Genomic DNA, 20,529 nt, shown 5'->3' on the forward strand with positions numbered 1-20,529 from the left:
TCATGTTTTTTTTCAATATATTTATATATAAAAATATATATTCTAAATATGGAGAATTTTTTCTTTAAACAAGCGCAAAAAATATGGAAAAACAGTACTATGGATGCGACGCTTGAATCCCTTGAACTGGAACTAAATATCCATAAAAAATTACTAAGTATTTTTCAGGTTGGTGATTTTTACTATTTTATTTTTAATGTTGCAGAAGCTAATTTTGAATTCATAAGCGCTGAAGTTGGTTCCGTATTAGGATATGATCCTAATACGATTACTGCTAACGAATTTTTAGAAAATATTCATCTTGAAGACCAACCTTACTTTTTAAATTTCGAAAATTGTCTTAATGTCTTTTTTAGAAAACTTCAACCAAATCAGATAGAAAATTATAAGGTTTGTTATGATTTTAGAGTAAAAAACAAAAATGGTAAATATGTTAGAATATTGCACCAGTTGGTAGCATTACAATATGATGAATCGTATAATATTACTCGCACTTTAGGAATACATACCGATATTTCCCATCTTAAAACTAACGGCATTCCGGTACTTTCATTTATTGGACTTAATGATGAACCTTCTTTTATAAATGTGAAGCCAGAAATGATATACTTACCTGTTAAGGAATTTTTTTCCAAAAGAGAAAAACAAATCCTGAAATACTTATGTGAAGGAAAAAATAGCTCAGAAATTTCCATAGCACTTTATATCAGTAAGTTTACCGTAGATACACATCGGAAAAATATGCTAATGAAAACCAATACAAGGTCAGCTGTAGCATTGGTTATGAAATCATTACATGAAGGTTGGATATAATTAGTTTTATAATTTAAATAATCATGGCCTATATAATCTATCGTAAGACAATTTTCTATCCGGAAACGAATTAGCTAAGTAGTCTCTTTAGTAATCCACTTTCCTACTGCTGGTGCTGTATAATGTTGCATTTTATGGAGTAAATCATCAATCGTGTCACTTACAATAAGCATCTCCTGATTTACTGCTTTTAAAAATCCTTTATCGACCATTACCTCAATAAATTCAATTAGGGTATCATAAAAACCATTGGTATTCAATATTGCGATTGGTTTTTTGTGCAGCCCTAACTGTGCCCAGGTCAACATTTCAAAAAATTCCTCCAGCGTACCAAAGCCACCCGGAAGCGCAATAACACCATCGGACAAATCATTCATTCGCTTTTTCCGCTCGTGCATTGTATCTACCAAAATCAATGAAGTCAGGTGCTCGTGTGCAATTTCCTTACCTTGCAGAAAGTGTGGCAATACACCGGTTACAATCCCGCCATTGTCCATAGCCCCGTTTGCCACTGCACCCATCAGTCCCACATTGGCTCCGCCATACACCAATCCGATTCCAGATTGGGCTAAGGTTTTTCCTAAAGCATAGGCGTGTTCTTCAAATATTTTTTCAGTTCCAGAGCTGGAACCGCAAAAAACGGTTATATTTTTCATGTTGTGCTGTATTTAACGAAGTAAAGATACTAAAAGCCGTGAAGTCTAAAAACGACAACCCTATCCTGTTTTTTATTTCTTTAACGATTTGACAAAATATTTCGGCACTTCCTCATAGCCTTGTTTTTGGTAAAATTGATGCGCTTTAACCCTTTTGAAATTGCAATGTAATTCTATACGATCACAATACCGTTCTTCTGCCAATGTAACAGCATGGGCTTCCAGCAGACTGCCTATATTTTTTCCTCTTACGACCTCGTCTACGGCAAAGTAACTTATACGGGCAAAATCGCCTTCCAGCGCAAGTTGCGGAATAAAATGTACCGACATAAATCCGAGCACATTTCCGTCAGATTCATATACGAATATAGATTCGTCCGGGTGTTGCAATAGCCGCTGCAGCTGCAAGGCCATGAACTTCTCCGTTCCCGGATCATCCAGTTGGGTCAGTAAATTAGATATTTTTTCATGATCGGACATCTTTGCTTCCCGTAGTAGTTCCATAATCAATTGGTTTAAAGCGTAATTCAAATGTAGCAATTGATCTGGAAATGTAATAATCCATGGATGCAAATATTACAAATTGTAATGCAAATACTGTAACTATGATTTCGCATTTAATAATAAGCTTTGTAGTACAACCATTAAAAATCATGTTATGCCAGAAGGACCCAGTATTGTAATCCTGAAAGAACAGGTTGCATCATTTACAGGAAAGAAAATCATCTCCGCAACCGGAAATGCCAAAATTGATATCCAAAGGCTGGAAAACAAAAAAATACTGGCTTTTAAAACCTGGGGGAAACATTTCCTGATTTGTTTTGACACTTTCACCATCCGGATCCATTTGCTATTATTCGGCACCTACCGGATCAATGAAAAAAAAGATGCACTGATACGTTTGGGACTTACTTTTAAGGATGGCGAAATTAATTTTTACACCTGTTCCGTAAAAATACTAGAAGGAAAACTCAACGACTATTATGACTGGAGCGCCGATGTGATGAATGACCATTGGGATCCTGAAAAGGCAAAAGTCAAATTAAAAGAATTTCCCGATAAAATGATCTGCGATATCCTACTCGAACAGGATATCTTTTCCGGTGTAGGCAACATCATAAAAAACGAGGTCCTCTATCGCGTACGTGTGCATCCCGAAACACTGACCGGAAATATTCCACTCTCCAAAATAGACGAAATTATTGCTGAAGCACAAAATTACAGTTTCGAATTCCTGGACTGGAAAAAGAAAAATGTACTCAAAAAACATTGGCTGGCACATGGGAAAAAGACCTGTTTGCGCTGTAATTTACCATTGATCAAGGAATACACAGGATTCAAAAAACGCAGGAGTTTTTTCTGTGAAAACTGCCAGATACACTACTAATATGGACACAAAAACACTACATATCGGATGCTCGAGCTATAATACCGCTTCTTGGCTTGGAATTTTTTATCCTGAAGCAATTATGAAAAAACAGTGGTTTGAGTATTATTCCAGCCATTTTAAAACGTACGAGCTCAATGCTACTTTTTACCGGTTTCCTACCCTTAAAAGCCTGCAAAATTGGTATGACAAAACCCCGGAAGGATTTCTGTTCGCTGTCAAAGCCCCAAAGCAAATCACGCACTTTAATAAATTTGTAGAAGTGCAACAACTTGTATCCGATTTTTATAGCGTCTGTAAAGAAGGATTACAGGAGAAATTAGGCCCCGTGCTTTTCCAGCTACCGCCCAGTTTCAGTTATACCCCGGAAAGGCTGGAATTGATCATTAGCACCTTAAATCCTGATTTTACTAATGTGGTGGAGTTCCGAAATGAAAGTTGGTGGCTGCCGGAAGTCTACGAAGCTCTTAACAAAGCCACGATTACATTTTGCAGCGTCAATTATCCCAAATTGCCTACCACACTAATTGGCACTACCGATATCGGTTACATACGGCTGCATGGGAGCCCCAAATTATTTTATTCCGCTTACACCCCTTCCGAACTACAGGAACTATTTCAACAAATCCTAAACATGCAACAGTGGAAAACGGTCTATGTCTATTTTAATAATACTGCCAGTACTGCCGGAATTGAAAATGCAGTGGCTTTTCAAAAAATAGAAGAAGACCATAAAATAACACCGAAATAAAACTATATTTACAGCATTACAATGTCTTTATAAAATATACGATCCTTTTTTACAAAACTACCTTTCGGTAATTGTAAAACACTGTCACCCAAAATAAGTGGCAGTATACTTCTATGATTTAATTTTATAAAGCAACAAAATGAAACTACATAATAAAATAGCCATCATTGGCGGAACGGGAAAATCAGGTCAGTACCTTGTAAAAGAAGCACTGAATCAGGGTTATACAATAAAAGTACTCGTTCGAAATCCAGAACATTTTACAATCCAGCATCCATTACTTGAAGTCATACAGGGCAATGTCACCGATTATGCTACTGTATTACGACTGACAGCAGGATGTGATGCCATTATCAGCACATTAGGATTGGGAATTCCGAATAGTATTTTTACCGTTTTTAGCGAAGGGACGATCAATATCCTCCGTGCAATGGAATCTCGCTCGATACAGCGTTACATTGTTATTACCGGACTCAATGTCGACACTCCAATGGACAATAAAGGACCTAAGACACAATGGGGAACCAATTATATGAAGGAGAACTTTCCTAAAACTAGCTCAGACAAACAATTGGAATACCAGTTATTGAAAGACAGTACTGTGAACTGGACTTTGGTACGCCTCCCATTAATTGTACAAACCGATGAACGGAATCCAATTACCCACAATCTCCAGGATTGTCCCGGTGATACTATTAGTGCCACCAGCCTTGCTATTTTCCTCTTGCAACAATTGCAGGATACAACTTTTATCCGGCAGGCACCTTTTATAGCGAATACATAATTAAGAAAGTATGCGGATCTATTCTAGATTCGCATACTTTTTACCTTATATCTTACTTCAAAACAGTACAACTATTTTGTTTTTTTATTGATCCAGTACAATATTTTAGCCTTTTTATCCCTCAAACAAGGCCTCATAAATAATGCAGAAACAAATCTATAAAACATAAATTATACCAGTATAATCAGTATTTCACGGTAAAAAAAGAGCCCTAAATTTATAAATTTAATACCCCAAATTTATAAATTCAGATTACATCCGTTTTTACAGTGCCTAAAACCTCCTTAGTTTTGGAATACAGAATCACAACAAAAAATACATTCGATTTTAGTCTAAGCATATTAGATATTGAATTAAAGTGTTATATCTATTTATAAAAAATGTCCGGAATTAACTCTGACACAGGGGACAAAAAAACCTGAAGGTAGGAAAAAAACTATATCTTTATGAAAAATTTATTATTTGGTTTCATGGCAGTAGCAGCATTTACAACATTAAGCAGCTTCACAAGTTTAGACACAGAAGCAGGAACAGTACCATGCAGATGGAGAACTATTAAAACAATTGATGGCGTGCAATATGCTTCAGCATGGACTGAAGGTAACTGTAACGTTACTCATGAGTTGAATGGTTCAACTACCTTAAGTCCGATAAAATAATAATTATTTTTAATTATCGATTTTAATATGAGGGTTACGAGAGTACCCTCATATTTTTATTTTATAAATTTTGCCTTATGAACCTACTAAAGTACCTACTATTCTATTTTGTATTCATGGCTACCCAAGCCCAAACAACTTCTAATGGTGAAGTGGAATACAAGCACACTGTAAATTACGGACATGGTGATTACAGTCGTAATTTTATTTTATATTTTGATGACAAAGCTTCCTATTTTGAAGAAGTTCTTGTAAAAAACAAACCAACCGATCTGGGTACAGATAGTGATGGTACGGAAAGAAAAGCCGAATATTTTAATGATAATACTCCTGAATATTATTATACCGATTTAAAAAATAATACGTTGGTTTTTAAACAACGTGTTGCTCAAAAAATTATCGCTGTAAACGATAAACCAGAGCCTATAAAATGGAAACTCAGCAACGAATTTAAAAAAATAGGCAGCTATGACTGCCAAAAAGCTACAGGTACTTTCCGTGGAAGAGAATACACGGCTTGGTTTACCCCAAAAATCCCTGTAAGCTATGGCCCGTGGAAACTTAATGGACTCAGTGGACTTATCCTTGAAGCCTACGATAAGGATGGTGCTTACAAAGTAAGAGCTACAAAAATAGGCCTTACCAAAAAAAGTATTGCCGGAAAAATAAGCAAAATCAATTCCGAAAAAAAAATAACGCTGGAAGAATACCGTAAACTCTGGAAAAGAAGGCATAAGGATCAAATTAGTTATTTGAATTCAAAACTATCCAAAGGAGAAGCCTTATTTAGTGAGGATAACCTGGATCCGGTGAAGGAAGTTGAAATCTTCAAATAACAACCCATCCTCAATTTTTTTACATCAGCCCTAATAAAATAAAGATGCCCCAAATCTTATTAAAAATTAGTATCCTGACAGGAATCTTATTGCTTCCTGTCATTTCTTTTTCACAGACTACATTTTCAGGTACGGTACGCGATACTGCCAATGTTGCAATTCCCTTTGCTAATATTTCTATAAGCCCGGAAAATAGTGCTGCTGTTACAGCCTATTGTACTTCCGACGATAAGGGGAACTATATACTGACGACAGACAAAATGGGAAATTTTTTATTAAACATCTCCGCATTATCATATAAGGCATTTTCTGTTCCGGTAACTATTACTACTACAAATCAAAATATAAAGCAAAATGCTGTTTTAAAATACGAAGCTTTTAGCCTTGATGAAGTTATCATTGAAAATGACAGCCCTATAGTAGTACGCAAAGATACTATTGTATTTGATGCTAAAGCTTTTGCCCAGGGAAATGAACAGGTCGTGGAGGATTTATTGCGCAAAATACCGGGCTTGAATATTAGTAGCGAAGGTGTGATTAAAATTGGCAATCAGGAGGTCGAAAAAGTAATGATTGATGGTGATGATTTCTTTGAAAGAGGCTATAAAATACTTACTAAAAACATGCAGTCCAATGCTATCGATAAGATCGAGCTGCTACAGCGTTATTCCAATAACCGCTTGCTGAAAGGGGTTGAAAAAAGTGATAAAGTAGCCCTAAACCTTACCCTAAAAGAAGGATTTAAGAGACAATGGTTTGGAAATATTAACGCCGGGTATGGCCTCGCCTCTGAAAATAGGTATGAGGTAAAAAGTAATCTGATGAACTTTGGCAAACAGGCCAAATATTATTTCCTTACCAATTTAAACAATACCGGTATGGATGCTACAGGAGATATAGACAACCTGATAAGGCCGTATCGTTTTGGGGAACCCGGTGGATTAGGTGATGACCAGACAGCTTATACTTTACTGAATATTTCCGCATCGCTTCCCGATCTAAAGCCCAGTAGGACAACTTTCAATAATGCCGAGTTGCTGTCGCTGAATGCCATTTTTACCATCTCGAAAAAAATGAAATTAAAAACATTGGGATTCTTCAACTGGGATGAAAATAATTTTTACCGAAATGGCTATGATACTTTCGTGTTAAATGGAGACTCCTTTACCAATACTGAAAATTATCAGATGCGTAAGAAAAAAATAATAGGGTTTGGTAAAATTGAATTTTCTTATGATATTTCTACAACACAGATGTTGGAATACAGCGGCAAATACAATAATGCTTCAGAAAAGACCCATACCGATTTACTTTTCAATAATGACCCAACCAATGAAAACTTACGATCCAAAAATGAGCTCATGGATCATAAAATCAATTACACCTATCGTTTAAATGAGCATCAGGTAATGTTGCTTTCAGGACATTATATCAATGAGAAAACGCCGCAGGGCTATGCGGTTAATCGTTTCTTTTACTCCGATTTATTTACTCCGGCTGCAGCGATAAATAATATCGCACAAAACAGTGAAAACAAAATGGAATACAGAAGTCTCGAAGGCCATTTGCTCCACAAAAGTGAAAACGGAAGTCTTTTTGAGTTTAAATTTGGTAATCAATACCGCAAAGACAGGTTATTATCTTCATTTTATTTAAAAGAAAACCAGGCTGAAATTGCAGCTCCTGAGGGATATCAAAACAACAGTGCCTATTTATCTAACGATTTATTCGCCAATGGGCGCTACAACTATAAGTTTCGGCGCTTTACCATCGAAGGAAATTTAGAGTTCCATCAACTGTACAATAAACTTGATAATACTATAGAAAGTCAAAAGGAAACACCTTTTTTTATAAATCCGAAAATAGGGGTTGAATGGCAGATCAATCAAAAAAATAAAATTGTAGCCAACTATTCCCATACGACAACCAATGCACGGATTTTCGATATCTATGACAGTTATGTTCTGACGGGGTTTCGCAACTTTTCAAAAGGAACCGGGACATTCAATCAATTAGGGGCTTCATCAGCATTTCTTAATTATACACTCGGCGATTGGGGTGATAAATTCTTTATCAATACCGTAGCCTCCTATACTAAAAACAATGATTTTTTTAGTACTAATTCATTCATTAATCCTAACTATGCATTATCTGAAAAAATTATAATCAAAGACCGGGAAAGCTTTCAGGCCGCAACAAATGTTGATCGCTATCTGAAGTTTATGTCTACAAACTTAAAACTTGAGGCCGGGTTTAGTAAATCAGAATATAAAAATATTGTCAATGATGAATTACGTAAAGTTGCTTCCCGCAATTACAATTATGGTGCTGAACTGCGTTCGGGTTTTCGGGGGGTATTTAATTATCACTTGGGAACAAAATGGCTCACTAATTCTGTAAAAACACCTGCTCTCAATAATTCGTTTACAGACAACCTTACTTTTCTTGACCTTTCTTTTATTTTTAGCAGTAAGTTCAACATACAAATTCAAACAGAACGCTACTTTTTCGGTAATTTAGACAAGAACAATAATCGATATTATTTTCTGGATCTTGAAGCCCGGTATGTCATAAAACCCAATAAGCTGACTATCTTCCTTTCCGGCCAGAATTTATCCAATACCAAAACATTCAGGAACTATACCGTGAGCGACATTAGTATCTCCAGTACCGAGTACCGCCTGATGGAACGTTATGGTTTGATAAAACTTGAATACTGCTTCTAAAAAAGCAATAAAAAAAGCACCGAATCCGGTGCTTTCTTATATTTTAAAACTATAGTAATTTAAGCTTTACGTCGTGTACGTTCTGTTTTTAATAGCGTCAGTTCACGGCTTGTTTGCCCGGCTACAGAAGTATTTTCCTCTGCACGGCGGATCAGGTAAGGCATCACATCGCGAACCGGTCCAAAAGGAAGGTATTTCGCCACATTATATCCCGCTTCTGCCAGGTTATAACTGATATTATCACTCATTCCATACAACTGCCCGAACCAAACCCGGTGATCGCCTTTGGCAATACCATTTTCCTGCATCAGCTGCATGAGTTTGTACGAACTGTCTTCGTTGTGTGTTCCTGCAAAAATGGACATCTTTTCCAGGTGTTCTACCATATAAGCTACAGCAGCATCATAATTGATATCCGTTGCTTCTTTGGACACACAAATTGGTGAAGTATAACCTTTTTCTTCGGCACGTTTATTTTCTTTTTCCATATACGCTCCACGAACCAGTTTCATTCCGATATAAAACCCTTCCGTTTTCGCTTGTTCGTGCAGTTTTTTCAAATAATCCAAACGATCCCAACGGTACATTTGCAGTGTATTAAAAACGATCGCTTTCTCCTTATTATACTTCCGCATCATCTCGGTCACCAGTGCGTCAGCAGCATCCTGCATCCAGCTCTCTTCCCCATCAATCAATAATGCCACATCTTTTTCATGGGCTGTTTTGCATACTAAGTCAAAACGGGTCACTACTCTTTGCCATTCCGCCGCCTCTTCAGCATTAAGCGTCTGGCCTTCACCCAATTTCTCATACAATTCAAATCGGCCTAAACCTGTAGGCTTAAAAACCGCAAAAGGAATTGCCTGGCGTTCTTTTGCAAATTCGATGGTTTTCAGGGTCATATCCAATGCCAGGTCAAACTGGCTCTCTTCTTCTTTCCCTTCAACAGAATAATCCAATACCGAAGAAACCCCTTTCGTGTACATTTTATCCACTACCGAAAGACAATCATCCTCACTCACACCGCCACAAAAATGGTCAAAAACAGTAGCACGGATCAATCCTTCTACCGGTAAATGCGCTTTTAGTGCAAAATTAGTCACTGCTGTACCAATCCGCACCAGAGGCTGGGAATCAATCATTTTAAACAAAAAATAAGCCCTGTCGAGCTCCGTATCACTTTTTAGGGCAAATGCGACTTGTGTATTGTTGAATATTTTTTCCATCATAATTTTAATAATGCTGCAAATATAAATAGTATAAAACTATTTTTTCTTAAAAATTGCCTTATTTTACCCGTTCTAAAAACGGAATTATTTAATTTTGTCCGGGAGCAAAAGTTCCGGCATATTTTTGGGTGTATTTCCCGCTGTAAGCTGTATCTTTTGGCTCAGAACCCCGGAGCCAAAAGGATACCCGCAACCATCGGGGCTAAAGGATCACAAAAGGTTCGAAAGAAACCCCGCTCCGACACTAATACAAATGAAAATACCAATGCCTGCGCGACAGGAAAATCCAATACCTTATGCAAACCATACAAGCCAACGGTTACGAAGTCGTTTTCAACCAGCACGGATATGAAGTGTTAAACGCGTTGTTACCGGAGAAAAAATATTCCAAAATATTTATTTTAGCCGATACCATCACTTCCGAATATTGCCTCCCCCTGTTCCTGCAGCAACTCGCTACAGAAACAGCGATCGAAATTATCGAATTTGAAACCGGCGAAGCCTTTAAGAATATTGAAACCTGTGTGGAAATATGGAATGTACTCACAGAATTGGGAGCCGATCGCAAAAGCCTCATGATTAATGTTGGCGGTGGCGTAGTGACTGATCTGGGTGGTTTTGTAGCTTCTACCTTTAAAAGAGGGATTGATTTTATCAATGTCCCTACCACACTCCTTTCGATGGTCGATGCTTCCGTTGGTGGTAAAAATGGGATTGACCTCGGCAATCTCAAAAACCAGATTGGAATTATTAATGTCCCACAACTGGTATTGATCGATACCGACTACCTGGATACTTTACCCAAAGAGCAACTGCGCTCCGGACTGGCAGAAATGCTCAAGCATGGCCTTATCTATGACAAAGCCTACTGGACCCAGTTTGCCGACCTTAGTACACTCGATCTTGCCGATCTTGATACATTGATCTATGATTCGGTAGTGATCAAAAACAAAATTGTACAGCAGGACCCTACAGAAAAAGGAATCCGGAAAGCATTGAATTTCGGACATACACTCGGACATGCGATAGAAAGCTATTTCCTGGAAAATGAAAATAAGAAAACCTTGCTGCACGGCGAAGCTATTGCAGCCGGAATGATCCTGGAAAGCTATATTGCCATGGAGAAAAATCTACTGACAGATGCAGAATACTCAGAGATCAAGCGCGGTATCCAGAATGTTTTTGAAGACATCATTTTCGAGAAAAGAGACCTTGCCCCTATACTGGAACTCCTGATTCATGACAAGAAAAATGAATACGGTACAATACAATTTGCGCTGCTTGATGGCATCGGAAAAACAGCCCTTAATCAAACGGTTGACAATGAATTAATTAACATGGCTTTTGAAGATTATAAATCTTAATATTTTTTTAATAAAAATGGTTGCTTTGCAGCTATAATATTTTTTACATTTGCCCGATGCGAAAAAACAAAAACTACCGATTCCAATCTCCCAAAGAGACCGAAAACAATAGTGCTTTCCAGAAGCTGTTGTGCCGGTTATTTTCGGTGAAAGGCATCCATAATTTTGATATTTTTCAATACTGCAATACCTATCAGGTAAAACTGCCTATCATTTACGCTAACATCAGGGTTTGAAAATAGGATTTCCTATCCGTTTTCACAGCAATTAACTTTAAATCCCCTGACGACTAAATGAATACAAAATATTTTGACCTGATCAACCAGACTTTCTATTTCCCACAGGAAGAATTCAAACTCAACAAAGACAACCTTCAGTTCCACAATATCGACCTGATGCGCCTTGTAGAGCAATACGGAACCCCATTAAAGTTCACTTATCTGCCACAGATTTCCACGAACATCAACAAAGCCAAAAGCTGGTTCCGGAAAGCTATGGAAAAAAACAAGTACGAAGGTAAATACTACTATTGCTACTGTACAAAAAGCTCTCATTTTGAATACATCATGAATGAAGCTTTCAAAAACAACATCCATATTGAAACTTCCTCCGCTTTTGACGTGAATATCGTTGAAAACCTTTTGGAAACAGGAAAAATAAATAAAAATACCTTTGTGATCTGTAACGGTTTCAAAAGAGACCAGTACATTGACAACATTGCACGACTGATCAATAATGGGCACAACAAAACCATTCCGATCATCGATAATTACGAAGAACTTGATTTATTGCAAAATGCCATTGATGGCAAATTCAAAATCGGGATTCGTATTGCAGCCGAAGAAGAGCCTAAATTCGAGTTTTATACTTCAAGACTTGGAATCGGTTACAAAAACATCGTTCCTTTTTACAGAAAGCAAATCCACGAGAATAAAGATGTAGAGTTGAAAATGCTGCACTTCTTTATCAACACCGGTATTCGCGATACATCCTATTACTGGAATGAGTTGGTAAAATGTCTGAAAGTGTACGTAAACCTGAAAAAAGAATGCCCAAGCCTGGACAGTCTTAATATCGGTGGCGGTTTCCCAATCAAAAATTCCCTGGCTTTCGAATACGATTACCAGTACATGATTGATGAAATCATCAACCAGATTAAAATTGCCTGTGAAGAAGCAGAAGTAGATGTTCCTAATATTTTCACAGAATTCGGTTCGTTTACCGTAGGTGAAAGTGGGGGAGCTATTTACCAGGTGCTGTACCAAAAACAGCAAAATGACCGGGAAAAATGGAACATGATTGATTCTTCATTCATTACAACACTTCCTGATACCTGGGCGATTAACAAGCGTTTTATCATGCTGGCCATCAACCGCTGGAATGACCAGTACGAACGTGTGTTATTAGGCGGCATGACGTGTGATAGCGATGATTATTACAACTCAGAGCAGAACATGAATGCCATTTACCTGCCAAAATACAACAAAGAGAAACCATTATATATCGGATTTTTTAATACAGGCGCTTACCAGGAAACGATCGGTGGTTACGGTGGACTACACCACTGCCTGATCCCACAGCCAAAACACATCCTGATCGACAGGGATGAAAATGGGATCCTGGCAACCGAAGTCTTTTCAGAACAACAAAGTTCAGAAGATGTATTAAAAATATTAGGATACGATAAAAAATAATTTATTTTTGAAAAATAATTTTCTGATATTTATATAACAGAAAAGAAAGCTTGACAAAGAAAACAAAAAACAAAACAAATGAGTAAAGGACCAATAAGTCAGTTTATTGAAAAATACTACCTGCATTTTAATTCCGCTACTGTTGTAGATGCGGCGAAAGCTTACGAACAACAGCTTCAGAACGGTGCAAAAATGATGGTTACCCTGGCCGGTGCGATGAGTACTGCCGAAATCGGAAAAATATTTGCCGAAATGATCCGTAAAGATAAAGTTCAGATCATTTCCTGTACAGGTGCCAACCTGGAAGAAGATGTCATGAACCTGGTAGCACATTCTCATTATGAGCGTGTTCCTAACTATCGTGACCTTACACCACAACAGGAATGGGATTTATTGGAAAGAGGACTTAACCGTGTTACTGACACTTGTATTCCGGAGCATGAAGCTTTCCGCAGACTACAAAAACACATCCATAAAATATGGAAAGATGCTGAAGATGCTGGCGAACGCTATTTTCCGCATGAATTCATGTACAAAATGCTGCTTTCCGGCGTACTTGAAGAATACTACGAAATTGACTTAAAAGATAGCTGGATGTATGCTGCTGCTGAGAAAAACCTCCCGATTATTGTTCCGGGATGGGAAGACAGCACAATGGGTAACATTTTTGCTTCCTATGTAATCAAAGGAGAATTAAAAGCTTCTACGGTGAAATCCGGGATCGAATACATGACCTATCTTGCTGACTGGTATAGCAAAAATAGCAGTAAAGGTGTTGGATTCTTCCAGATTGGTGGTGGTATTGCAGGAGATTTCCCAATCTGTGTCGTTCCGATGCTGTATCAGGATATGGAAATGCATGATGTACCATTTTGGAGCTACTTCTGCCAGATCTCTGACTCAACTACCAGTTACGGTTCCTACTCCGGTGCGGTTCCTAACGAAAAAATTACCTGGGGGAAACTGGATATCAATACCCCAAAATTTGTTATCGAATCGGATGCTACTATCGTTGCGCCATTAATTTTTGCTTATCTACTAGATTTATAATCGATTTTTATGAAAAGAGTTATTGTTGATTACGCCAAATTAACCAATGAAATCTTGACCCTATTGGTTGAAAGATTCCCCGACGGATATGATGATTCCAACATTATCCGCTTTAAAAATGCCAAAAATGAAACCATCGAAGCAGTGGAAGTTCGTACAGAAGATACTATCTATCTCGTAAAAGTAAGTACCAAACTGGCTGACAGAATTGAAAATTTCGATGAAGATATCGATATTGATGAAGTAGCAGCGCCAATCAAAGGCCTTAAGATCGATGACGACGATGATATCGATGACGACGATGATGATGACGATAAAATCAAAGATTCTGATGATGCTGCAGATGGTGAGGATGACGACGATGATGATGACAGGGATACTGAAGATATCGCAGACGAAGAAGATGAAGATGAGGACGAAGATTAATACATCCTACTAAAAATACAATCAAAGGAACTCTGTTGAGTTCCTTTTTTTTATACCGTTATTTTTTTAAAATACACCAATAGCGCCATTTATAACATATTTTAGTATTTTTACATAAATATATACGCCATGACAGATCAATTACACGCCACCTTAAAGGAGAATTTTGGGTTCGAAAAATTCAGGCCCAACCAGGAAGAAATTATCAATTCGGTGCTTGCCGGTACCGATACCGTAGCCATTATGCCTACCGGAGGCGGAAAATCAATCTGTTTCCAGCTTCCTGCCCTCTTGCTTCCCGGGATTACCATTGTGATCTCCCCGTTAATCGCCCTGATGAAAGACCAGGTAGACAGCCTGAAAGCCAATGGCATTAGTGCCTGTTTTATCAATAGCACCCAATCGGCCATTGAGCAGCAGCTACTTATCGAAGCATTGAGAAACCATACCATTAAACTGGTGTACCTTGCACCCGAAAGCCTTTCCTATCTTGATAAAGCTTTTAACGACCTTACCGTGAGCCTAATCGCTATCGATGAAGCGCATTGTATTTCATCCTGGGGACATGATTTCAGGCCGGCCTATACCAACCTGAGTTATTTAAAAAACCGATTCCCCGCTACTCCGGTACTGGCACTTACCGCTACCGCAGATAAAGCCACCCGTGAGGATATCATCACACAGCTCAACCTGCAGCACCCTAATAAATTCGTTGCCTCTTTTGACCGTAAGAATCTGAGCCTGGAAGTACGGCTTGCACAAAACAGGATCAAGCAGATTATCGAGTTCATCACCGAAAAACCTACAGATTCCGGTATCATCTATTGCCTCAGTCGGAAATCTACGGAAGAAATAGCCGATAAGCTTCAAAAAGCCGGTATCAATGCAAAAGCCTACCATGCCGGGCTGAATTATGAAGAACGTTCCAGAACACAGGATCTTTTTATCAATGACCAGGTACAGATTATCTGTGCGACCATTGCCTTTGGGATGGGAATCGATAAATCAAATGTGCGCTGGGTCATCCATTACAACCTGCCCAAGAATATCGAAGGCTATTATCAGGAGATCGGTCGTGCCGGACGGGACGGGCTTCCCTCCGAAACCGTATTATTTCAAAGTTATGGCGATGTCATCCAGTTGCAGCAGTTTGCCAATGAATCGGCTAATGCTGAATTCCAGCTGGCTAAACTCGACCGTATGAAACAATATGCCGATGCGCTAAGCTGCCGCCGGAAAATTCTGCTCAGTTATTTCGGGGAACTTATTTCCGAAGATTGTGGGAATTGTGATGTTTGCAAAAATCCACCCGCTTTCTTTGATGGGACAGTGATCGCCCAGAAAGCACTTTCAGCCATAGTCCGTTTAAACCAAAATGAAAGCCTCGGAGTCATTGTAGATTTCCTGAGAGGTTCCAAAAACGCCCATATTTTTGACCATGGCTATCAAAATCTAAAAACCTATGGTATAGGTACTGAAATTTCATGGCAGGACTGGAACCAATACCTGATCCAGCTTATCAATCTCGGCTATTGCGAAATCGCTTTTCACCAGAATAATAAAATTAAACTGACCGCTTTTGCAAAAAAAGTGCTGTTTGAAAATCATACGGTACAATTGACCAAAGCCAATCAACCCATTACTGCGCCGAAACCCGAGAAACCTGCACGGCAAAAAGCGGCTGCTTCCTCCCTATTTGAAATGCTCCGTAAATTACGGCAGCAAATTGCAACCGAAGAAAAGGTCCCGGCTTATATTGTATTCAGTGATGCCGTACTCCGGAATATTGAAAATGAACGCCCGATGTCAGATACCGAGTTTTTAGCTGTTGATGGTGTCGGAAAAGCTAAAATGGAAAAATATGGTGACGAATTCATTGCGCTGGTCCAACAATTTCAAAAAGAAAAGAAAACTAAAGCCCGAAAAACCGATACTTTCCTGGAGACTTTTGATTTCTATACCAAAGGAAATAGCCCGGAAGCTATTGCCGCAGCCCGCAAACTGAGCCTGACGACTATTATGTCGCATCTGGCAAAATTATACATGGATGGCAAAAACATCAATATGTTTGATTTCGTTTCCCGGGAAGAAGTGACCAAAATCCAGAGTGTGCAGTTGCAATTGGGATACCCTACAGGCCTGAAAGCCTACTTTGATCATTTTGAAGAAGCTATTTCTTACGAAAAGATCCGGTTAGCACTCGCTATTATCGAAAAAGAACATTTAGATGCTGAAGCAATTCAGTAAATCTATAATCCTACATAACAAAAACCCGGAAAGCCTGCAATAGGCTTTCCGGGTTTTATATGCTAAACAATACTGTCCTATGCTTCGTGTACATATTCTTCCGTCAGGTAACGCTCACGGAAGATTTTTTCGTGGTGTTTCTGATGCCCGATAATCATAAAACCTAATGCACCTACGGTTATGGCATTTTCAGAAGCAATTCCCTTACGTTCCAGGAGTTCTTCCGAAAAAGTCTTATACAGTGCAATAGTGGATTGACGTACCAATGCCATTTCCGTCAGCATGTCTTTCAGGTGCCTCGCATTCGCGTTTGTATTTTCGGCATATGAACTTTCATCGAATCCTGGCAACTGCGTTTGATCGTTTCTGGAAAAACATAATGCCCGGTAAGCAAAAATGCGTTCCGTATCGATCAGGTGCTGGATAATATCTTTAATAGTCCATTTTCCGGGAGCATAACGGTAATCGTGTTTGTCCATTGGAATATCCTGCACAAAACGGATAAAATCATGAACGGATATTTCCAGTTCCTCCACTAAGTCCCCATCATTCAGAAGGCTTACATAGTTGGCATAATACGGCGCATAATCAGTACTTTTTAATTGACTTGTTCTCATATGTTTTAGTTGTATTGTATTTAAGCGGAATTCCTGCTGGCATTGATGTTTCCAAATAAGGAGCGTGTTACGATTTTCTCATAAACAGCGATCATTGCTTCATCCTGATTTTCCTCTTCGTTAAGTTCACTAATTTTCAGTAATGCATATTGCTGGATAGTCAATAGTGGCAGTACGATATTTTCCCTCACTTTAATTGAGGCTTTACTGTCCGGATAATTTTCCATCAGCGTTTCAAAGCCTGCAAGTTTAAGCAAAAGCCGTTCGGTTTCCAAATATTCGGTGTGAATAATCTGCCAGAATTCCCCAAACTCCGGATCGTCTTTCATGTACGCTGTCAATGCAAAAAAGGATTTAGCAAGGGACATCATACTATTTTCGATCAGGGTCTTAAAAAACATGGAGTTATTGTATAAATCCTGGACTTTATCCCATTCCTGGCTGTCTTCAAATGATTTTAGTGCACCACCCAGTCCAAAGAATCCAGGAACATTTTGTTTCAGCTGGCTCCAGGCTCCTACAAAAGGAATCGCCCTCAGGTCATTAAAATCAAGCGTTGCCGATTTACTCCTTTTGGCAGGGCGGCTACCGATATTGGCCATGGAATAATATTTTAAAGCACTTCTACGCTCCAAATACGGAATGAACTTAGGATGTTTTTTAAAAGCCAGGTATTCATCATAGGCATATTTTGCGAGCCTGTCCATGGTCTCCACCTCACTGGTAGAAAGCATATTTTCACCTTTGCTGAAAATCTCATTGGAGATTCCGGCACTTAAGAGATTCTCAAGATTGTAACGGCAGGTATCGCGGGTACCAAAATTGGAACTTATCGTCTGTCCCTGGATAGTAATCTGGATTTCTTCATTTTCGATATTAGGTCCCAGTGAAGCATAGAATTTATGGGTTTTACCGCCACCACGTGCCGGTGGGCCACCACGGCCATCAAAGAATATGACTTTGATGCCATATTTGCGTGACATGGCCGTCAGGGATTCCTTAGCCTGGTAAATTCCCCAGTTAGCCATCAGGTAGCCTCCGTCTTTGGTTCCGTCAGAAAAACCAAGCATGATGGTTTGCTTCATGCCCCTTCGAGCCAAATGTTCCATATACGATTCATTCTGGTACAACTGCTCCATTACCGTATCAGCAACATGAAGGTCTTCCACGGTTTCAAATAAAGGAATAATATCTACTGTCGGCTGTTCCCATCCGGTCAGTTGAAACAACGCTAAGGTTTCATAGACATTATGGGCATTTTCATTATTACTGATGATATAACGGTTAGCGCCCAGTTCCCCATTCTCCTGCTGTATTGTTTTAATTGCCGCTACAGATTCCAAAGTTGATTTTGTCATCTCATCCGTAAACCAGTCTGCCTGTATGTTTCCTTTTGCTGCAGCCAAAACTTTCAGTCGTGCTACTTCCTCCAGTTCAAAATAATTATCCGGAAAAATAGACAGGTTCCTTTTTTGTGTTTCTGCAACAATATTTTTGAAAACGCCATCGTGGATTTTACTATTCTGGCGAATATCGAGTGTGGCAAAATAGAATCCGAAAACATCCACCTTATTAATAAGGTCATTGATGTCGTCGATATATAGGGATTGCTTCTCATTGATCAGCAACACCCGTATCTCTTTTAATTTCGCTTTAAACTCTGCTACGGTAATGAATATCTCACCATCAGAATAGAATACCGAACGGTAAAGCTTTTGTTCAACATCCAATACTATAGCATCTATTTTTGAGAATGTTAGCTTTCGTTTTAAAGCACGGATATCTTTGTAATAACACTTTAATATGGAGGATCTCAGCCGTGCTGCCACTTTGAGAGTAATATCAGTTGTAACGAAAGGATTTCCATCCCGATCGCCTCCAGGCCAGAATCCCAGGTTGACAATTGCATTGTCTTTCAGTTCTCCGCCCAAGATATTCTTTTGAAAATATTGAAGGATTTCCCCAATGGAATAATAGAATACATTTTCCAGGTACCAGGTCAGGCTAACTGCTTCGTCAAAAGGTGTCGGCTTTTCTTTTTTGATAAAAGGTGTTTTTCCCAGCTGCGCTAAAAGCTGCCGAATACTGTTCAGGTCATTTTGTTTTATCGCTGCAGTAAGATCGGTAATGATCCCCAATACAGACCCGGGATAGAATTGTGTCGGGTGTGCGGTAAGGACCGTACGGATCTTAAAATCATCCAGCACTTCCCGCAGTTTACCCATCTTATTGTTGGATTCCGCTTTCTCCTTAATATTACGCAGGGAACCTGTTCCTTCAAGATTATGGACAACGGCAAATGAAGCATCCTCAATGGCGTCAAAAAGGACGACCTGCCGCTCTACATACTGTATAAAGCGAAACATTATATCAATCTTCTGCTGTTCGCTGGCATTTTCCAGGTAACGTTCGGAAAAACCGTTTACAATATCTTTGGGAGAATCTCCTTTTTTAAAGCCGGCTTCACAGCATTCGGAAAAAAGGGGAAGAAGGGCACCTGTATTATCAATAGAATCAAAAGGAAGTGTGATAAAAATACTATTGAAAAGCTGGTATTTTAAAAGAACGTTATTATTAAAACGTTCCATTTTCGTGGGGGTATACATCGGCTTAAAATTTTTATTAAATTAATAAAAAAACCTCAGATAACAGTATCTGAGGTCTTAAATAAATTTTAAACTTTGTATGTAAATTCGTAATATCTCCCTGTCATACCGTCGCATTACGACAATCTAAAAGAGGCAATGCCGAAAAAGCACTGCATCATATTACGCTATAGAGTACCCAGTAAAAAGCGTGGTGAATTACATGTTTTTGAAGATGGTATGCATCAGACGTTTTTTGTCATTGATGCTTTCTTCAAGTGAAATCATAGTTTCAGTTCTGTAAACTCCTTCGATATCATCGATCATGAAAATTACTTCTTTGGCATGTTTAGTATCCATAGCTCGGATTTTGCAATAGATATTGAACTTTCCAGTAGTAACGTGTGCTACAGTTACAAATGGGATATCATTAATACGCTCTAAAACAAATTTTGTTTGTGAGGTATTGTGCAGGAATACTCCAATATAGGCAATAAAAGAATACCCTAATTTTTCATAGTCCAATGTTAGTGATGACCCTGTGATAATACCAGCATCCTCCATTTTTTTCACTCTCACATGTACAGTACCGGCAGAAATTAATAATTTCTTGGCGATATCTGTAAATGGAACCCTTGTGTTATCGATCAACATATCCAAAATCTGATGATCTACCTCATCTAAACGAAACTTACTCATAGTGTG

Annotated in this window: 19 protein-coding genes; 13 read left to right on the top strand and 6 right to left on the bottom strand. The window is 38.6% G+C overall.

The genetic code is table 11. The annotated features are described in order from the left end of the window. Positions 1-48: 48 nt before the first annotated feature. Complete coding sequence (locus FK004_RS17570) at positions 49-813, top strand: LuxR C-terminal-related transcriptional regulator (RefSeq protein WP_227871632.1); 765 nt, start codon at positions 49-51, stop codon at positions 811-813. Positions 814-887: 74 nt separating this feature from the next. Here FK004_RS17570 and FK004_RS17575 read toward each other — a convergent pair whose 3' ends face one another. Together FK004_RS17575 and FK004_RS17580 are read right to left on the bottom strand one after the other, a co-directional pair. Beyond that, positions 888-1,469 (bottom strand): LOG family protein, encoded by a 582-nt coding sequence (locus FK004_RS17575; RefSeq protein ID WP_108738439.1) that lies wholly within the window; start codon positions 1,467-1,469, stop codon positions 888-890. 72 nt (positions 1,470-1,541) lie between these two features. Continuing rightward, a complete protein-coding gene (locus tag FK004_RS17580; RefSeq protein ID WP_108738440.1) occupies positions 1,542-1,973 on the bottom strand; it encodes a GNAT family N-acetyltransferase in 432 nt (143 codons plus the stop codon). Between the two features lie 154 nt (positions 1,974-2,127). Here FK004_RS17580 and FK004_RS17585 point away from each other — a divergent pair, with 154 nt between their 5' ends. From FK004_RS17585 to FK004_RS17610, 6 genes are all read left to right on the top strand, one after another. Then, a complete protein-coding gene (locus FK004_RS17585; protein ID WP_108738441.1) occupies positions 2,128-2,856 on the top strand; it encodes a DNA-formamidopyrimidine glycosylase family protein in 729 nt (242 codons plus the stop codon). Between the two features lies 1 nt (position 2,857). Continuing rightward, a complete protein-coding gene (locus FK004_RS17590; protein WP_108738442.1) occupies positions 2,858-3,607 on the top strand; it encodes a DUF72 domain-containing protein in 750 nt (249 codons plus the stop codon). Between the two features lie 139 nt (positions 3,608-3,746). Beyond that, positions 3,747-4,391, top strand: coding sequence for an NAD(P)-dependent oxidoreductase (locus FK004_RS17595; RefSeq protein ID WP_108738443.1), 645 nt, complete (start codon positions 3,747-3,749; stop codon positions 4,389-4,391). Positions 4,392-4,837: 446 nt separating this feature from the next. After that, entirely contained in the window at positions 4,838-5,050 is a 213-nt protein-coding gene (locus FK004_RS17600; protein WP_108738444.1) for a hypothetical protein, read from the top strand. A 77-nt stretch (positions 5,051-5,127) separates the two neighbouring features. Continuing rightward, the gene (locus FK004_RS17605) at positions 5,128-5,886 is read left to right on the top strand and encodes a GLPGLI family protein (RefSeq protein WP_108738445.1); all 759 of its coding nucleotides are present in this window, start codon (positions 5,128-5,130) and stop codon (positions 5,884-5,886) included. Positions 5,887-5,930: 44 nt separating this feature from the next. Then, on the top strand, positions 5,931-8,612 hold the full coding sequence (locus FK004_RS17610; protein WP_108738446.1) for a carboxypeptidase-like regulatory domain-containing protein: 2,682 nt from the start codon (positions 5,931-5,933) through the stop codon (positions 8,610-8,612). 59 nt (positions 8,613-8,671) lie between these two features. Here the strand turns inward: FK004_RS17610 and FK004_RS17615 are convergent, their stop codons facing one another. Continuing rightward, positions 8,672-9,838 carry a proline dehydrogenase family protein gene (locus FK004_RS17615; RefSeq protein ID WP_108738896.1) on the bottom strand — a complete coding sequence of 389 codons (1,167 nt, stop codon included), beginning with the start codon at positions 9,836-9,838 and terminating at the stop codon, positions 8,672-8,674. A gap of 299 nt (positions 9,839-10,137) precedes the next feature. Between FK004_RS17615 and aroB the strand changes: the two genes are divergently transcribed. The 6 genes from aroB to recQ all read left to right on the top strand — a co-directional run bounded on the left by aroB (position 10,138) and on the right by recQ (position 16,622). Further along, positions 10,138-11,205, top strand: coding sequence for a 3-dehydroquinate synthase (aroB, locus tag FK004_RS17620; protein ID WP_108738447.1), 1,068 nt, complete (start codon positions 10,138-10,140; stop codon positions 11,203-11,205). A 56-nt stretch (positions 11,206-11,261) separates the two neighbouring features. After that, the gene (locus FK004_RS17625; RefSeq protein WP_108738448.1) at positions 11,262-11,441 is read left to right on the top strand and encodes a hypothetical protein; all 180 of its coding nucleotides are present in this window, start codon (positions 11,262-11,264) and stop codon (positions 11,439-11,441) included. Positions 11,442-11,498: 57 nt separating this feature from the next. Further along, on the top strand, positions 11,499-12,899 hold the full coding sequence (locus FK004_RS17630) for a type III PLP-dependent enzyme domain-containing protein (RefSeq protein WP_108738449.1): 1,401 nt from the start codon (positions 11,499-11,501) through the stop codon (positions 12,897-12,899). 78 nt (positions 12,900-12,977) lie between these two features. Next, positions 12,978-13,949, top strand: a complete 972-nt coding sequence (locus FK004_RS17635; protein WP_108738450.1) for a deoxyhypusine synthase family protein — start codon at positions 12,978-12,980, stop codon at positions 13,947-13,949. A 9-nt stretch (positions 13,950-13,958) separates the two neighbouring features. Beyond that, a complete protein-coding gene (locus tag FK004_RS19285; RefSeq protein WP_157956148.1) occupies positions 13,959-14,375 on the top strand; it encodes a DNA primase in 417 nt (138 codons plus the stop codon). A gap of 129 nt (positions 14,376-14,504) precedes the next feature. Next, positions 14,505-16,622 carry a DNA helicase RecQ gene (recQ, locus tag FK004_RS17640; protein WP_108738451.1) on the top strand — a complete coding sequence of 706 codons (2,118 nt, stop codon included), beginning with the start codon at positions 14,505-14,507 and terminating at the stop codon, positions 16,620-16,622. Positions 16,623-16,699: 77 nt separating this feature from the next. Here the strand turns inward: recQ and FK004_RS17645 are convergent, their stop codons facing one another. The 3 genes from FK004_RS17645 to FK004_RS17655 form a co-directional block, all read right to left on the bottom strand. After that, positions 16,700-17,239 carry a DinB family protein gene (locus tag FK004_RS17645; RefSeq protein ID WP_108738452.1) on the bottom strand — a complete coding sequence of 180 codons (540 nt, stop codon included), beginning with the start codon at positions 17,237-17,239 and terminating at the stop codon, positions 16,700-16,702. A gap of 20 nt (positions 17,240-17,259) precedes the next feature. Then, a complete protein-coding gene (locus FK004_RS17650; RefSeq protein ID WP_108738453.1) occupies positions 17,260-19,845 on the bottom strand; it encodes a phosphoenolpyruvate carboxylase in 2,586 nt (861 codons plus the stop codon). Between the two features lie 198 nt (positions 19,846-20,043). Continuing rightward, a complete protein-coding gene (locus FK004_RS17655; RefSeq protein ID WP_108738454.1) occupies positions 20,044-20,523 on the bottom strand; it encodes an Lrp/AsnC family transcriptional regulator in 480 nt (159 codons plus the stop codon). Between the last annotated feature and the right edge of the window lie 6 nt (positions 20,524-20,529).

The sequence above is a fragment of the Flavobacterium kingsejongi genome (genome assembly GCF_003076475.1).
GTDB lineage: Bacteria > Bacteroidota > Bacteroidia > Flavobacteriales > Flavobacteriaceae > Flavobacterium > Flavobacterium kingsejongi.

Coding starts and splice junctions, on each gene's coding strand:
- FK004_RS17570 (WP_227871632.1), top strand. CDS start 49: ATGGAGAATTTTTTCTTTAAACAAGCGCAAAAAATATGGAAAAACAGT.
- FK004_RS17625 (WP_108738448.1), top strand. CDS start 11,262: ATGCGAAAAAACAAAAACTACCGATTCCAATCTCCCAAAGAGACCGAA.
- FK004_RS17655 (WP_108738454.1), bottom strand. CDS start 20,523: ATGAGTAAGTTTCGTTTAGATGAGGTAGATCATCAGATTTTGGATATG.
- FK004_RS17595 (WP_108738443.1), top strand. CDS start 3,747: ATGAAACTACATAATAAAATAGCCATCATTGGCGGAACGGGAAAATCA.
- aroB (WP_108738447.1), top strand. CDS start 10,138: ATGCAAACCATACAAGCCAACGGTTACGAAGTCGTTTTCAACCAGCAC.
- FK004_RS17610 (WP_108738446.1), top strand. CDS start 5,931: ATGCCCCAAATCTTATTAAAAATTAGTATCCTGACAGGAATCTTATTG.
- recQ (WP_108738451.1), top strand. CDS start 14,505: ATGACAGATCAATTACACGCCACCTTAAAGGAGAATTTTGGGTTCGAA.
- FK004_RS17580 (WP_108738440.1), bottom strand. CDS start 1,973: ATGGAACTACTACGGGAAGCAAAGATGTCCGATCATGAAAAAATATCT.
- FK004_RS17600 (WP_108738444.1), top strand. CDS start 4,838: ATGAAAAATTTATTATTTGGTTTCATGGCAGTAGCAGCATTTACAACA.
- FK004_RS17650 (WP_108738453.1), bottom strand. CDS start 19,845: ATGTATACCCCCACGAAAATGGAACGTTTTAATAATAACGTTCTTTTA.
- FK004_RS17645 (WP_108738452.1), bottom strand. CDS start 17,239: ATGAGAACAAGTCAATTAAAAAGTACTGATTATGCGCCGTATTATGCC.
- FK004_RS19285 (WP_157956148.1), top strand. CDS start 13,959: ATGAAAAGAGTTATTGTTGATTACGCCAAATTAACCAATGAAATCTTG.
- FK004_RS17630 (WP_108738449.1), top strand. CDS start 11,499: ATGAATACAAAATATTTTGACCTGATCAACCAGACTTTCTATTTCCCA.
- FK004_RS17590 (WP_108738442.1), top strand. CDS start 2,858: ATGGACACAAAAACACTACATATCGGATGCTCGAGCTATAATACCGCT.
- FK004_RS17585 (WP_108738441.1), top strand. CDS start 2,128: ATGCCAGAAGGACCCAGTATTGTAATCCTGAAAGAACAGGTTGCATCA.
- FK004_RS17615 (WP_108738896.1), bottom strand. CDS start 9,838: ATGGAAAAAATATTCAACAATACACAAGTCGCATTTGCCCTAAAAAGT.
- FK004_RS17635 (WP_108738450.1), top strand. CDS start 12,978: ATGAGTAAAGGACCAATAAGTCAGTTTATTGAAAAATACTACCTGCAT.
- FK004_RS17575 (WP_108738439.1), bottom strand. CDS start 1,469: ATGAAAAATATAACCGTTTTTTGCGGTTCCAGCTCTGGAACTGAAAAA.
- FK004_RS17605 (WP_108738445.1), top strand. CDS start 5,128: ATGAACCTACTAAAGTACCTACTATTCTATTTTGTATTCATGGCTACC.